13 protein-coding genes are annotated in these 14,737 nt (G+C 41.7%); 10 read left to right on the top strand and 3 right to left on the bottom strand.

The window, feature by feature from the left end; translation table 11 throughout:
- Positions 1-191 precede the first annotated feature (191 nt).
- Positions 192-974 carry an SDR family NAD(P)-dependent oxidoreductase gene (locus ACPEH5_RS00235; RefSeq protein ID WP_129466692.1) on the bottom strand — a complete coding sequence of 261 codons (783 nt, stop codon included), beginning with the start codon at positions 972-974 and terminating at the stop codon, positions 192-194.
- A gap of 86 nt (positions 975-1,060) precedes the next feature.
- Here ACPEH5_RS00235 and ACPEH5_RS00230 point away from each other — a divergent pair, with 86 nt between their 5' ends.
- A complete protein-coding gene (locus ACPEH5_RS00230) occupies positions 1,061-1,417 on the top strand; it encodes a MerR family transcriptional regulator (protein ID WP_042848020.1) in 357 nt (118 codons plus the stop codon).
- A 97-nt stretch (positions 1,418-1,514) separates the two neighbouring features.
- On the opposite strand, the gene ACPEH5_RS00225 is transcribed toward ACPEH5_RS00230, so the two are convergent.
- The gene (locus ACPEH5_RS00225; protein WP_042848022.1) at positions 1,515-2,408 is read right to left on the bottom strand and encodes a pirin family protein; all 894 of its coding nucleotides are present in this window, start codon (positions 2,406-2,408) and stop codon (positions 1,515-1,517) included.
- Positions 2,409-2,435: 27 nt separating this feature from the next.
- Positions 2,436-2,711 (bottom strand): GNAT family N-acetyltransferase, encoded by a 276-nt coding sequence (locus tag ACPEH5_RS00220; protein ID WP_042848080.1) that lies wholly within the window; start codon positions 2,709-2,711, stop codon positions 2,436-2,438.
- Between the two features lie 689 nt (positions 2,712-3,400).
- On the opposite strand from ACPEH5_RS00220, the gene ACPEH5_RS00215 reads away from it, so the two are divergent.
- The 9 genes from ACPEH5_RS00215 to ACPEH5_RS00175 form a co-directional block, all read left to right on the top strand.
- Entirely contained in the window at positions 3,401-4,294 is an 894-nt protein-coding gene (locus tag ACPEH5_RS00215; protein ID WP_166686756.1) for a hypothetical protein, read from the top strand.
- Positions 4,295-5,226: 932 nt separating this feature from the next.
- The gene (gene tssB, locus ACPEH5_RS00210; protein WP_042848028.1) at positions 5,227-5,724 is read left to right on the top strand and encodes a type VI secretion system contractile sheath small subunit; all 498 of its coding nucleotides are present in this window, start codon (positions 5,227-5,229) and stop codon (positions 5,722-5,724) included.
- A gap of 19 nt (positions 5,725-5,743) precedes the next feature.
- Complete coding sequence (tssC, locus tag ACPEH5_RS00205; protein WP_042848029.1) at positions 5,744-7,288, top strand: type VI secretion system contractile sheath large subunit; 1,545 nt, start codon at positions 5,744-5,746, stop codon at positions 7,286-7,288.
- 22 nt (positions 7,289-7,310) lie between these two features.
- Positions 7,311-8,648 carry a type VI secretion system baseplate subunit TssK gene (tssK, locus tag ACPEH5_RS00200; RefSeq protein ID WP_048606638.1) on the top strand — a complete coding sequence of 446 codons (1,338 nt, stop codon included), beginning with the start codon at positions 7,311-7,313 and terminating at the stop codon, positions 8,646-8,648.
- The gene (tssL, locus tag ACPEH5_RS00195) at positions 8,645-9,304 is read left to right on the top strand and encodes a type VI secretion system protein TssL, short form (protein ID WP_048606636.1); all 660 of its coding nucleotides are present in this window, start codon (positions 8,645-8,647) and stop codon (positions 9,302-9,304) included. Before tssK ends, tssL begins: the two co-directional genes overlap by 4 nt.
- Positions 9,305-9,306: 2 nt before the next feature.
- Positions 9,307-11,043, top strand: a complete 1,737-nt coding sequence (locus tag ACPEH5_RS00190) for an OmpA family protein (protein ID WP_281111239.1) — start codon at positions 9,307-9,309, stop codon at positions 11,041-11,043.
- Between the two features lie 2 nt (positions 11,044-11,045).
- Positions 11,046-11,537: an Hcp family type VI secretion system effector gene (locus ACPEH5_RS00185; protein ID WP_004912469.1), complete on the top strand. Its 492-nt coding sequence runs from the start codon at positions 11,046-11,048 to the stop codon at positions 11,535-11,537.
- A gap of 184 nt (positions 11,538-11,721) precedes the next feature.
- Positions 11,722-14,382 (top strand): type VI secretion system ATPase TssH, encoded by a 2,661-nt coding sequence (gene tssH, locus ACPEH5_RS00180; RefSeq protein ID WP_166686757.1) that lies wholly within the window; start codon positions 11,722-11,724, stop codon positions 14,380-14,382.
- A 25-nt stretch (positions 14,383-14,407) separates the two neighbouring features.
- A partial coding sequence (locus ACPEH5_RS00175; protein WP_423727007.1) for a DUF3304 domain-containing protein occupies positions 14,408-14,737 on the top strand: 330 nt, incomplete at its 3' end.

Raw genomic sequence — 14,737 nt, 5'->3', positions numbered from 1 at the left:
ACCAAATTATACTGGCTTAAATGGCACAAGGTAGCAGCCAATTAGCTAATTCAAAATCTCTATTTTCAAGTAATTAGGCCATTTCGAAAATAGCTATATTCTGTGAATACCTCATGCCACAATCGGGGATTATCCACCATTAATACCCATATAATGATTATTATCTTGTTTAAGAATTCATACTCATAATCCTATAACTTTTGGTTAGATTTGCTGTTATTGGCATAAGGCATCCTATTATCAAGTAATTTAAAACTGAAACTGTCTCTATCAACATAACCAATAACATTTTCTGAATCATATAATTGCATAAAAAAATCAGCTAACTCATTACTTGAATGATAAGTCCCAAAAACTTGGTCATAATCATAATGTGCTAGATTATTGGCGACTTTGCCGAATTCTGTTTTTGTTGCGGCTGGTGCTAATAACTTGACTTTTAATTGTGCTCCTGCGTTTAATAATTCATGGGCAAGCCCTTCTGTAAAAGCGCTAACAAAAAATTTTGAGCCACAATACGTCACCGCAGTTGGTACGATAGTATATCCTCCAGCTGAACTAACATTAATGAGCTGCTTATTTTCTAAATTATGGTTATCACGGACATACATCAATGAAAGCATTGCTAATGTATTAATGTTTAAATTTAATAACGTATTTACATCTTCAAGTGATTGTTTGGCAGCTTCACCATAATAACCAATACCCGCATTATTTACCCATACATCAATGTCAAACGGGCTTAACTCGCCATAGAGTAAACTCGCATTTTCAACACTCGATAAATCACATATTTTTGTGACTATATCAATGTTTGGGTGTAACGTTTTTAGTTCCGTTTTTAACTCTTCAAGCAAAAATCCCCGCCTCGCTATTGCAATAATATTAAAGCCTCGTTTAGCAAATGCGAGTGCTATAGCTCGCCCTATTCCGGAGCTAGCTCCTGTAATAACAGCATAATGGTGATTTTTCATAATGACCTCTCATTTACAAAATGTATTGAAAGGCTAAAAGATAGAGCTTACTCTAGGTCAAGTATTTTTTTCGATAGTAGGTACATATGAATTATTCAATTAGCCAATTTTCGCAATTAACTGGCTTTAGCATTTATACGCTTAGATATTATGAAAAAGAAGGTATCTTGGCACCTTCAAGGCAAAGTAATAACCATCGATTTTACTCAGAAACTGATATTGAATGGATTAAATTTATTATTCGTTTAAAGGAAACAGGGATGCCTTTAAAAAAAATTAAAGAATACGCGAAATTAAGGGAGATAGGCGCATCCACAACGTTAGATAGAATGAATTTACTCACAGAACATTATACGAGTCTAGAACAACAGATCCTAATATTGAATGACCACCTAGATAGTTTAAATAATAAAATTAAGTACTATCAAGAACAGTTAAAGTAATCAGTTCCATGATTGAATAAAAATTCGAAACTTACTCAATATGATAGTGCTTTTAAATTAAACATCTATCCACTCAATTAGGAAACATAAATACCGTTCAAGGCATTAATGGGGACGGTGTTGGGCTGCGATCATCATTAAATACTTGGCCAAAACGAGGATGACCTTGGTTCCACGCCTCAACAGCCTCGATAATTTCAGCTTTAGTACGCCCAATAAAATTCCACCACATTAATATAGTTTCATTTAAAGGTTCGCCCCCAAGTAATAAGATGTGGCTATTTGAAGCAAACCGCACAACAACTTCAGAATTGTTTTTGCCTAAATACACTAATTGATTCGTACCTACGTGTTGCCCATCAACAATCACAGCTCCTTCAATAACAAAAATACCGTATTCAAATTCAGACTGTAACGTTAAGCTATGTTCAACACTTTTTTGAGCAATAATATCGACCCCAACTAAAGGAGAAAAGCTCAACGTCGGCGCTTTATAAGCCCCGTATTCACCCACTAACAAGTGGAATTGGGTTTGCCCTTCAAGCCAATTCGGTAAAATAGGATAATGATCAAAACGAGGTATTGTATCTTTAACGGCTTCCGGCAATGCTATCCATAACTGCACTGCATGGAGTTTATGGTTTGCTCCATAAGTGTCTTCTGAATGGCTGATCCCATATCCTGCTGTCATTAAATTAACTTGCCGCGGCCGAATAACTTGCTCATAACCTAAGCTATCGCGGTGTAATACTTCCCCTTCTATCATCCAAGTGAAAGTTTGTAAGCCAGTATGAGGATGAGGAGCCACCTTCATTCCTTCGGAATTCCCTTTAAAAACAGTAGGACCTGCATGATCAAGAAAACACCATGCGCCAATTAACCTACGTTCTCTTGTAGGTAAAACCCGAGCGACAGGGATGCCCCCAACATCTTTGGAACGCGCTGTAATCAACTGCAATTCTGTTTTCTTATCATTGGATTCAATAGTCATGACTACCTCATCGGTCATTAAAGAATATTATTGTCGAATATCATTATATTCAGGAGTTCTATCAAATATCGCTTTCGCAAACGGGCACAGCGGGATAACTTTGCGCCTTTCTTTTCTCATACGCTCTACGACTTTAGCAACAAGCAATTTTGCGATCCCCTGTCCTTTTAAGCTTTCATCAACCAATGTGTGATCAATAATCGCTAATTCGTCTCCTGTATATACAAAGGTTATCTCTGCGAGACGAGTTTGCTTATCATCAGATAAAATAAAAAAGCTGTTGTGGTCAGATTGGATATTCATCATAAATAGCTCTTCTTAAAAACCTAACGTTAATCCAGAGTAAGCGACATAACCTGAAAAGACAACTGCCCACCTTTGTTGATATGATCCAAATATTTTGAAGTGAACAGAGTCAAAAAATACATGACCAATAGCAAAACTGATGTCGGCTATGACTGTCTGAATATTTTATGACTCCATAATTTAATGTGTAAGGGATGACAGGGTATTTTTGTGTTTAACGACTAAATTCTAATGGAAGCCCACTCGTATTATTATGTATATAAATTAAGGATAGTATGCAACCTGTAGCAGTAGATGTTTTTTAATGGATAATATTCTTATTTTAGCCGATGGTAACTACCGTATTATTTTTCGCTACATCAACAAACGCAGTACATAACGGCGAAAATTCGGTGGTTATTAAATAGTTATTTTTACTTACCATTACTATTCATCAACGCTAATCAATGATAAGTCTATCATTACGTCTATTGACTGAATCCCCCTGTACATAAGTGGTTTCTATCATAAGTGGTTTCTATCATAACAGCTTCGAGTAAATTACCCGTTATCCGTTTAATTTATCCGCTAGTATTTTAACTTTTCAATATATCAATTAAACTAATACAAACATATAGAACAGAGAAATATAACAATATCTATCTTATTAATTGTATTACTTGACTACTCACTGACAGGAATATGTAATGAAAGTACCATACTTAAAAATATTATTATCACTTTCAACAATTTATATATGTAGTTCTTATAGCGATGAAAATTTGAATGCTGGTTACGCTAAGCTACTTGCACTTTCATTGACAGATGACATTAGCGCTTCAACACTTCATGCTGAGGGGTTTAACTACGAAAAATATTCTTTACCATATGAATTCAAAGACCTTTATGTAATAGATGATTACTCTTTTTCTATGCAATTGAAAGGTAATTACCTTAAAGTTAAATCGTCACTAGTTAATATTGACTCTTTAGGCAATCTACGCGCCCGTTGGGATATTTTTAGTCTATCTGCATCACCAAAAGTTTCCTACCAAATAAACGAAAAGTTCAGCCTAGAAAATGAGCTAGAATTAAGTTATGCAAATATGAGCAATAATTCCACCTTTCATGGTAGTCAACAAATGAAAGACGTATTGCGCGATGAAGGGTTATTAGATTGGAACGTAAATTCATTTCATATAACACCTAAACTTGGCCTGAGAAACACAAATATCCTAGACAATAATGATGAATTGAATCTATATGGCCATATATCCTATATGTTTACTAATGGTTTTGGAAAGACAAAAGGCCTAAATGTCAATAGCAGTACCGGAACATGGTCGATTGGTGGTGAATATGTTATGACGGAACTCATCAGTATAAATGACATTAACTTCAATCTAATCTTATCCAATGATATCGGCGGGTTCTATGGAAAGGACTATAGAGAATTGTCATTTGGTTTTATAAATAATACCTCTGTCGCATTAGAAACCCCCATTAATATCTATGATAACCAAGTAAAAGTGAAAGCTGGGATAGGCTACCTATCAAGCGATAACGCACATGGTATAGCCTTAACCTTGGGAATAAGGTAGGCGTTATTTCAATACGATGATTTAAATCGATAAACGTTAGGTTTTGGCATTATTGACCATAACGTTAATTTATCAACCGTTTTCCAATAGACGATAGCAAACGTTGGAACCATGTAATTATGCAAGGAGAGCACTATATAGCACTCATTATATTGTTATTAAATGATTATTTAATAACCTAACTTTCATTCTATTCGAGTTTCTATATAACCAAGAACATGACTAGGCTATTTTTGATGCCTGTTTTTTCTTGGTTCAATGAGATGCTTAGACCGCATAAATATGCATTTATTATTAATTTTAACGCAGATAATAAAACACCAACTAGAGTAAAAATGAAGCTTACCCTTTAACTATATAAAGTAAAAACTTGTTCCTCCTCACCCTCACTCCAACATGACCTTTTAGATAACAACCCAGTTTTGCACTTGTAACCAAATAGCAGTGGCTATTCACCCTAGTTTTTAATACTCCATGTTTTGCTATGACTGTAATGCTGTTCTATAAAGCGTACTTCCTCAAGGCTCAAAAAGAGCAGTAATTTTTATTGAGTACTCATCTATTTCTTTTCATAAAATAATTTCTAATCAAAAAGAGGATAGTCACACACTAAACGAGTAAATATTCTTATGAATCACTTTGTAATACTTTGAAAAAAAATATTACAAAAAGATTTAAATGACACTTTTTAATTATAATCATAAAAACAACACACGTTAAATGTTGATATTATTAACTTTTAAATTTAAAGCCAAGATAACCCCAAAAAAACGTAGATTTCCCGTCACATTTATTGATAAGAAAAGTTGATTTATTGAATCAGTGAAGATATAAAGAAAATAATTACATAAGTTAAATGAATGGAATTCAATTGCAACCATTTAACAATACACAATTCAATATATTCACTAAAACTGAAGGAAATTTCACTCATGTCAGATAGCTTTCAAAATGAAGTCCCCAAAGCACGGGTCAATATTAAATTAGAACTGCACACGGGCGGCGCTCAGAAGAAAGTGGAATTGCCACTTAAGTTATTAGCGATGGGTGATTACAGTAACGGACAAGATAACCGCGCGTTGTCTGAGCGTGAAAAAGTAAATATCAATAAAAATAACTTTGATAGCGTCCTTAGTGAATTTACACCAACAGTTAACTTAACGGTAAAAAATACCCTTGCTGGTGATGGAAGTGACGAAAGCGTAAACCTCTCTTTCAAAAATATGAAAGACTTCGAACCTGAGCAAGTGGCTCGTCAAATCCCCCAACTTCGAGCCATGTTAGCCATGCGTAATCTGCTACGCGACCTGAAATCTAACCTCCTCGATAACGCTACGTTCCGCCGTGAATTGGAAAATATCCTTAAGGACCCAGCACTCAGTGATGAACTACGTGAAGAGCTAGCACAACTTGCACCGAAGAAAGATTAATTTGGATTATTAAAGGATTATGCTGATGTCTGTAAAAAATGAATCAACCCAAGGTGCAACGACTGTACTTGATGAAACCTCGAATCAAGGCGTTTATGCTTCTTTATTTGAAAAAATCAATTTAACCCCTGTTGCTACAATCAGTGATATTAACGCATTCCAAGATAATACTGCGCTAGCTGATGCAACTGCGGATGAACGAGTCACGGTTGCCGTTCAAGTATTTTTAGACCGTTTAAAATCTTCTGGTCAAAAAGTGGAGCGTTTAGACCGCAACCTGCTTGACCATCATATTGCTGAACTCGATAAGCAAATCAGCCAGCAATTAGATGAAGTGATGCACCATCAAGACTTCCAAAAAGTTGAATCTACTTGGCGTGGTTTAAAATTCCTTGTTGATCGCACTGATTTTCGTCAAAACGTAAAAATTGAGCTACTGGATATTGCCAAGGATGACTTGCGCCAAGATTTCGAAGATAGCCCGGAAATTATCCAAAGTGGTCTTTACCACCATACCTATATTGCAGAATATGACACTCCAGGTGGTGAGCCTATTGCAGCGATAATCTCTAACTATGAGTTTGACCGTAGCGCGCAAGATATCGCCTTATTACGCAGCATCTCTAAAGTCTCCGCGTCTGCCCATATGCCATTTATTGGGTCTGTTGGACCAAAATTCTTTGGCAAAGAGACCATGGAAGAAGTGGCTGCTATCAAAGATATTGGTAACTACTTTGACCGTGCTGAATACATTAAATGGAAAGCTTTCCGTGATTCGGATGATGCCCGCTATATTGGTTTAACCATGCCTCGTGTATTAGGTCGTTTACCTTATGGCCCTGATACTGTGCCTGTTCGAAGCTTCAATTACGTTGAAGAAGTCAAAGGGCCAGATCATGAGAAATATTTGTGGACTAATGCCACATTTGCTTTCGCTGCCAACATGGTTAAAAGCTTTATCAACAACGGTTGGTGTGTGCAAATTCGTGGTCCGCAAGCAGGTGGAGCAGTTAAAGATTTACCTATTCATTTATTTGATTTAGGTACAGGTAGTCAGGTGAAAATCCCATCAGAAGTGATGATCCCTGAAACGCGCGAATTTGAATTCGCTAATCTTGGCTTTATCCCACTGTCGTACTACAAAAACCGCGATTATTCGTGCTTTTTCTCGGCTAATTCCACCCAAAAGCCCGCGCTGTATGACACTGCCGATGCGACAGCAAACAGCCGAATCAACGCGCGTTTACCCTATATTTTCCTACTCTCTCGCATTGCCCATTACCTGAAACTGATCCAACGTGAAAACATTGGTACCACCAAAGATAGACGCCTCCTTGAACTTGAACTCAACAACTGGGTTCGTGGTTTAGTCACTGAAATGACCGACCCGGGTGATGATTTACAAGCTTCTCATCCACTTCGCGATGCAAAAGTTGTTGTTGAAGACATTGAAGATAACCCAGGCTTCTTCCGCGTGAAACTGTATGCCGTCCCACACTTCCAAGTCGAAGGCATGGATGTGGATTTATCGTTGGTTTCGCAGATGCCTAAAGCCAAAGCCTAACGATTAGTAAAGGTCATTCAGGATGAAAATCTACCGTCCCTTATGGACAGACGGGGCCTTTTTGGCCCCTCAACAATTTCAACAACAAGCTCGTTGGGACAGCCATGTCGCTGAAGTCGTTGCTCAAATGGGTATTGCCTCAACGTGGGGTGTGATTAGTACTGAATTTGATGACAGTGCTTTAACCCTATCTCGAGTTAGCGCACAAAAGATGATTGTGCGTTTTCACGATGGCACACTTATTGACACGACTCTGTCTGATGCTCTTCCTCCGGTATTATCCCTTAATGACTACGCAGATCGTCAGTCATTAGACATCGTGCTAGCGTTACCTTTAATGCTAGCAAATGGCGGCAACTTGGCCCCTGAAACGGGTACAGATCGCCCTCGTCGGTTTAGCCAAGAATGGGTTAAAGTTCAAGACCTACTCGGGCATGAGCAAACGGATATTGCAGTATTACGTCATGTGGCAACGCTACGTTTTGCCCATGATGAGAATGAAGCCTATATGACTTGCCCTGTTGCACGGCTGATCCGCAATGCACAAGGGGCATGGGAATTTGATAAGCGTTTTATTCCCCCCTTGCTCGCTTGTCAGGGAAGTCTTGAACTACGCACGTTACTCTCTGAATTTATGCACCGCTTAGTCGCTAAACGCCGTCGACTGATGGCTCTGCGCCGCGAAAGCAATGAGAAAATGGCAGACTTCGTGGTTGCTGATGTCTCATTATTTTGGCTATTAAATTCATTGAACAGCGCCGAACCTGTACTCAATGAACTTAGCACGGCACTACATCGTCATCCTGAATTACTCTATCGAGAACTCGCCCGTTTAGCAGGGAGCTTATTAACTTTCTCTTTAGAAAGTAAATTGGAAGATATTCCGCAATACAAACATGAGCAACCGGAGCAGGTTTTCCCTCCTCTTTTTACGCTATTAAACACCCTGCTTGAAGCCAGCTTACCTTCACGTGTTATCAGTATTGAATTAGTAAAAGAAGGTCCTTTCTGGACAGGGCAGCTTCATGATGGCCGCTTACGTGAAGAGGCGGATTTCTATTTATCCGTACGCTCATCTTTACCCGCTCACCTACTCATTGCTCAATTTCCTTTGCTGTGTAAAGCAGGTAGTCGGGATGATGTTGCTGATGTGGTCAATGTGGCACTCAATGGTATCCCATTAAAACCGCTCAGCCATGTGCCAACCGCGGTTCCACTTCGTTTAGAAAATCAATACTTTGCGCTAGATATTGAAACACCTGCGGGTCAAGCCATGCTTTCTTCAGGGCAATGTGCCTTTTACGTCCCGAGTACATTAGGTGATATTCAATTAGAGCTGTTTGCGGTACTTCGCTCATGAAAAATACAATGTCACACCACACTATTGACATGATTTTTGCTCAAACTTGGTTAATGGTTTGTCAACTTCATCAGGGCACTGCCATCTCTCAGGGTGATAATTTTTACCACCGAGTTTGTCAGCTGATTGATGAAACGCGTCAAAAATTACTTGAACATGGTTATCCAGAAACTGCCATTGAACATATGCAATATGCCCAATGCGCATTAATTGATGAAAGCGTGATGAATCGCCAGCATCAACAAGATGATGGATACAACACTTGGATACAATCACCGTTGCAAGCCCGTTACTTCAATACATTGGAAGCGGGAGATAAACTGTGGGATCGCCTACGCAGTATTTTAAATGAAACGGCACCTAACCCAGATGTTTTGCTCTGTTTTCATCGCGTGCTCACCCTCGGGTTTGTTGGAAAATTTCGCCAGCAAAATGCGCCAGAACGCGAGCGTATCGTCGCTCAACTCAATGTTCAACTTCCTGATTATCTGATTTCATCAGACTTACCTCTTGTCGTAAAACCTAAATTACGTTTTAGCCGCCGCCGACTCTACTGGTTTGGTTGGATTGGTGGAGCTCTTGTGCTCGCTGCAATGTGGTGGGGCTTCAGTGCATCGTTAGAACACTTACTACAACAATGGATGACACAAGGATAGGCATGCAAAACCCAACCAAACAGTGTCTGACACTTTTTGCGACAGGCCTTTTTCTGTGGTTACTCTGGGGGTTTTGGTCCCTAGGGCAAACTGTCACTATTTTTGTATCGGTCTTAGTGCTGGCTCTTACCGGTGGGATGTTATTTTGGCAGTATAAGCAGCGCCGCCAAATGCTTTCTACTGAGCATGATTATGCGGGTGCATTGCCTGCCGATAACTACTCGGGTCCTGTTATCCTCGTTTGTGGTCAGTCTGATGCCCTATTTTTGAGTGACCAATTACACCGAGAAACTCGCCAAGGTTGGTATATTCGGGTATCTGCCCCCACTGAATTAGTTAAATTAGTGACTGCATTGATGGAACATGCCCCATCATTATCAGGGCAGACATCATTACTGTATATCGTCCTGCCGGAACAACTTACTCAGCAAGAAACACTCACTCAAGCATTGCTCAATTGGCGTCGAGCTATTGGTGAAAGCAACCAAAAAATAGGGTCAAAACTGCCATTTTGGGTCACAGTGTATCTCACTATGCCTCGCCAAACAGGTACAGACCTACACGTGGATGGCGAACACACTCCATGGATGACTTTACTCAGCCACCAAAATGAGTTTCAGGTAGAACAAGAAGGTTCTATGTCAGCCCCCTACTCTGTCTGGTTGCCCGCCCATATTGGGCACTCAGAGCAAAGCCTGCAATTTTCCCTGTGGTTAGATACCTTACAGAGTTGGCTCAACCAAGTTTTAGTCCCACAGTTCACCGTGTCTCAAGCAGGAGCACCAAAGCAAACTCTTTCAGCATGGGCTATTCAATGGATAGATATCACCAGCCAACCTAACAACTTATGGCAGCAATTTATCCAAGAAAAAACCATGCTGCCGCTATATTCATCAATTCAAACCACTGATTTGCTGCCTTTACCCGATGTGATGTTACGACGCTTACGCCATGATATTAGCTTAAGCCGCACAGAGAAAACCCTTGGGGCTATCGGAATTATTTTTGGGGTCTTCTTGGTAGGCGCATTAATCGGAAGTTACTACCATAACCAACAACTCATTCGTCACATTGGCGAAGATGTTGCTCGTTTTTCGCAACTTTCGGATACCCCTCTTGCACCAAAACAGACCGCTTATCTGCAATTGCAAGATGATGCAACTGAATTGGCACGTTGGGAACGCGAAGGGATACCAACCTCTCACTCTTTAGCGTTATATCAGGGAAATAGAATATTACCCTACTTGCACACGCTATTAGGTGGCTGGGCTCCTCCACCGCCACCCGCGCCTATCATTGTTCAAAGTGCCCCTGAAATAGTCACCCTTGATAGCCTATCGTTGTTTGATGTAGGGCAATACACCCTCAAAACGGATGCAACTAAAGTTTTAGTCGATGCCTTGCTCAATATTAAAGCCAAACCCGGTTGGTTGATTGTCGTCTCCGGCTATACCGATAACACCGGAAACCCAGCATTAAACCAAACACTCTCATTAAAACGCGCCGAATCAGTCAGAGATTGGATGATAGAAACCAGTGATATCAGCCCTGCTTGTTTTGCTGTTCGAGGGGACGGGCAAAATAACCCAGTTGCTGATAATCAAACCGCTGAAGGCCGAGCAAAAAATCGACGCGTTGAAATACGACTCATCCCTCAAGCAGATGCTTGCCAGGGCGCAGATAATCAAACCGTGTCACCGATGGACGATGACACACATTCGACACAAAAGGAGAAGTAACCATGGCTATTCCTGTTTATTTATGGCTAAAAGATGACGGCGGCGCGGATATCAAGGGCTCTGTCAATGTACAAGACCGTGAAGGCAGTATTGAAGTGGTCGCACAAGACCATAACCTGTATATCCCAACCGATAACAATACCGGTAAATTAACGGGTACACGTATCCATACGCCATTTATTTTCGTGAAAGAAATTGATGCATCAAGCCCTTATTTATACAAAGCAGTGACCACGGGTCAAACTTTGAAAGAAGCTGAATTCAAATGGTACCGCATTGATGATGCTGGGCAAGAAGTGGAATATTTCAATACCAAGCTTGAAAACGTCAAAGTGGTCAAAGTCGCGCCAAAAATGCACGACATCAAAGACCCTAACAAAGAGAAGCACAACCATCTCGAAGAGATTGAACTGCGCTACGAAAAAATCACTTGGACCTATAAAGACGGCAATATCATTCATTCCGATTCTTGGAATGAGCGTGCAACCGCTTAATTAAAACAAGCAGGCGTTTCGGCGTCTGCTTTTTTTGTACGTATTCGTACACCGATGACACACAACACACAATTTATCTTGATACCTAATGAACCTCGGTTAACGGTTAGGGGCGGTAGCATTTCTTGCTGTCTCTAACCGTTTTCACCCCAATATATTTTTACCCCAATACGAGAGAAAGAATATGGACAATTCATCCGTGATGCTATTACGCCGCCTAAACCCTTACTGTGCCAACGCATTAGAAGCGGCGGCTTCACTTTGCCAAACACGAGCGCATGCGGAAATTACCATTGAACATTGGTTGCTCAAATTATTGGAAATGGGGGAAAGCGATATCACGGTGTTAGCTCGCCGCTATGAATGGGATATGTCAGCCCTTTGGCAAAGTTTACTGACAGATATCGACAACTTACCACGCTCCATTCATACGCGCCCATCTTTATCAAAACCGCTGCTGAATCTCATTCAACAAGCTTGGGTGATTGCATCATTGGATGAAGATATCGAACATATTCGCAGCGTGCATTTATTATCTGCCATGGCTCAGCAACCGTCACTGGTGCCCAATGATAATTTGTGGCCATTAATGACATTAAGTACCACCCAACTTCAACGCTTAAGACCGATGCTTGATGCCCAATCCGATGAGCGCCCTGAAATACAACAACTCGCCACACATAATCAATCCTTATCCCATGAAACGCCATCTGATGCTATCGATGTAGAAACGGCGAAAAGCTCAAATGTGATTGGCAATACACTGAACGAAGCACTACTGGCCGTACTGAATAAATTCACCGTCGATGTCACTGAAAAAGCACGCGAAGGCGCGATTGACCCTGTCTTTGGACGTGATGACGAAATTCGCCAAATGGTGGATATTCTTTCTCGCCGTCGTAAAAACAACCCAATTCTCGTCGGCGAGCCGGGTGTCGGGAAAACAGCCTTGGTGGAAGGCTTGGCCTTACGCATTGTCGAAGGGAATGTGCCCGTTAGCCTGCAAACCACCGCCTTGCGCACTTTAGATTTGGGGCTACTGCAAGCGGGCGCTGGCGTTAAAGGCGAATTTGAGCAGCGCCTAAAAAACGTGATTGAGGCCGTACAACAATCCCCTACCCCGATTTTACTGTTTATCGATGAAGCCCATACCATCATTGGCGCAGGCAACCAAGCCGGTGGCGCTGATGCCGCTAACTTACTCAAACCCGCGCTAGCTCGCGGTGAATTGAGAACCATTGCAGCGACAACATGGTCTGAATACAAGCAATATTTTGAACGCGATGCCGCCTTAGAGCGCCGCTTCCAAGTGGTCAAAGTCGATGAGCCAGACGACGAAAAAGCCTGTTTAATGCTGCGGGGGCTAAAACCACGCTATGCCAAATACCACGGTGTTCATATCACTGATGATGCAGTGAAAGCAGCGGTGACTTTGTCTCGCCGTTACTTAACGGGTCGTCAACTCCCCGATAAAGCCGTGGATTTACTCGATACCGCCAGCGCCCGTATCCGCATGAGCCTCGACACGCTCCCTGAAGAACTAACCCGTTTAAAAGCCAAGCGCAATGCCTTAGAACTTGAGCAGCAAGCCATTCTTGATGACTTGGCGATTGGCAACACCACCAATCAATCCCTTCTAAACGAATTAGTCACTCAAGATGCGCAAATAGCGATACAACTGGCTGAGTTAGAACAGCGTTTTGAGCAAGAAAAAAACCTTATCAGCGAACTCTTAGAACAGCGCCGTCAATCCCAAGATGTGAGTGACATTCAAACCCAATTAGAACAAGTGCAGCAAAGCGAACCACTGATCACCCCTGATGTGGATGTCAGAACCGTTGCCACCGTCATCGCAGATTGGACAGGCGTGCCATTATCCAGCCTATTAAAAGACGAACAAACCGAGCTGCTTGAGTTAGAAGATTCGCTTGGCAAACGTGTCGTGGGTCAAGAAAGCCCATTACTGGGGCTTGGGCAACGACTACGCGCCGCTCGCACGGGTCTCGCCTCAGAAAATGGCCCGCAAGGGGTATTTTTACTGGTTGGCCCAAGTGGCGTAGGGAAAACGGAAACGGCTTTGGCCTTGGCAGATGTGCTGTTTGGTGGCGAAAAATCCTTAATCACCATCAACATGTCCGAGTATCAAGAAGCCCACACCGTCAGCCAATTAAAAGGCTCTCCTCCAGGCTATGTAGGTTATGGTCAAGGCGGTATTTTAACGGAAGCCGTTCGCAAGCGCCCTTACAGCGTCGTGTTACTTGATGAAGTGGAAAAAGCGCACCGCGATGTGCTCAACCTGTTTTATCAAGTGTTTGACCGTGGTTTTATGCGCGATGGCGAAGGCCGTGAAATCGATTTTCGCAATACCGTGATTTTAATGACAGCAAACTTGGGCAGTGACTTGCTGATGCAACAACTCGAAGCGTTCCCTGAGTCTACCGATGGCGAACTGCAAGAACTGTTGCGTCCAACCTTGCGCGACCACTTCCAACCTGCATTATTAGCGCGTTTCCAAACCCTGATTTATCGCCCATTAGGCCCTGTCGCACTGCGCCAAATTGTTGAAATGAAACTGGGCAGCGTGATTAAGCGTCTCTACACCCATTACAAGCTCGAAGGGATTGTCGATGAAGCACTGTATGACACCCTCGTGAGCGCGTGTTTATTACCAGACACCGGCGCCCGTAATATAGACAGCCTGCTTAACCAACAAATTTTACCGGTACTGAGCCAACAATTACTCATGCGCCAATCGAACCACCAGCAAGCGCAAAGCCTGACTTTGGGTTATAGCGAAGAAGACGGGATAATCCTAACGTTTAAAGAGATTAACAGTGTTGACTAAATATTCTTAACCTCAGAGGGTTCCAATGAAAAAAACCTCAGTCACCGGTGTACTTTGCATTGCCCTATTCAGCTTAACCGCCTGCTCGCCGGAGACAGGCACGAATATGCTGCCCGCCAATATTTGGGGCTTTAACCATGTCAAAGACACTGCTGTTAATTGGTATAAAGTCAATGGCGCCCAAGGGCGAGGGGCAGTCGGTGTCTGCTGTGTTATGGTGCCCGAAAAATGGACACCCAACCAAACCGTGGTCGTGGAATGGGAGGTTGATCCTGATGCTTATGGTAAATCGCCCCCTATGGGAACTAAAGAATTTAGTGATTTCGTTAAAAAACACAAAGCCAATTATCGCCAC

Source organism: Providencia sp. NPDC089933 (genome assembly GCF_049545585.1).
Lineage (GTDB): Bacteria > Pseudomonadota > Gammaproteobacteria > Enterobacterales > Enterobacteriaceae > Providencia > Providencia huashanensis.
Note: the sequence above shows the minus strand (reverse complement) of the source record. Positions and strands in the feature narration are given on the sequence as shown.

Excerpts from the sequence above, each read along its gene's own strand:
- ACPEH5_RS00185 (WP_004912469.1), top strand. The coding sequence starts at position 11,046 with ATGGCTATTCCTGTTTATTTATGGCTAAAAGATGACGGCGGCGCGGAT.
- tssK (WP_048606638.1), top strand. The coding sequence starts at position 7,311 with ATGAAAATCTACCGTCCCTTATGGACAGACGGGGCCTTTTTGGCCCCT.
- tssB (WP_042848028.1), top strand. The coding sequence starts at position 5,227 with ATGTCAGATAGCTTTCAAAATGAAGTCCCCAAAGCACGGGTCAATATT.
- ACPEH5_RS00225 (WP_042848022.1), bottom strand. The coding sequence starts at position 2,408 with ATGACTATTGAATCCAATGATAAGAAAACAGAATTGCAGTTGATTACA.
- tssC (WP_042848029.1), top strand. The coding sequence starts at position 5,744 with ATGCTGATGTCTGTAAAAAATGAATCAACCCAAGGTGCAACGACTGTA.
- tssH (WP_166686757.1), top strand. The coding sequence starts at position 11,722 with ATGGACAATTCATCCGTGATGCTATTACGCCGCCTAAACCCTTACTGT.
- ACPEH5_RS00220 (WP_042848080.1), bottom strand. The coding sequence starts at position 2,711 with ATGAATATCCAATCTGACCACAACAGCTTTTTTATTTTATCTGATGAT.
- ACPEH5_RS00190 (WP_281111239.1), top strand. The coding sequence starts at position 9,307 with ATGCAAAACCCAACCAAACAGTGTCTGACACTTTTTGCGACAGGCCTT.
- ACPEH5_RS00230 (WP_042848020.1), top strand. The coding sequence starts at position 1,061 with ATGAATTATTCAATTAGCCAATTTTCGCAATTAACTGGCTTTAGCATT.
- ACPEH5_RS00215 (WP_166686756.1), top strand. The coding sequence starts at position 3,401 with ATGAAAGTACCATACTTAAAAATATTATTATCACTTTCAACAATTTAT.
- tssL (WP_048606636.1), top strand. The coding sequence starts at position 8,645 with ATGAAAAATACAATGTCACACCACACTATTGACATGATTTTTGCTCAA.
- ACPEH5_RS00235 (WP_129466692.1), bottom strand. The coding sequence starts at position 974 with ATGAAAAATCACCATTATGCTGTTATTACAGGAGCTAGCTCCGGAATA.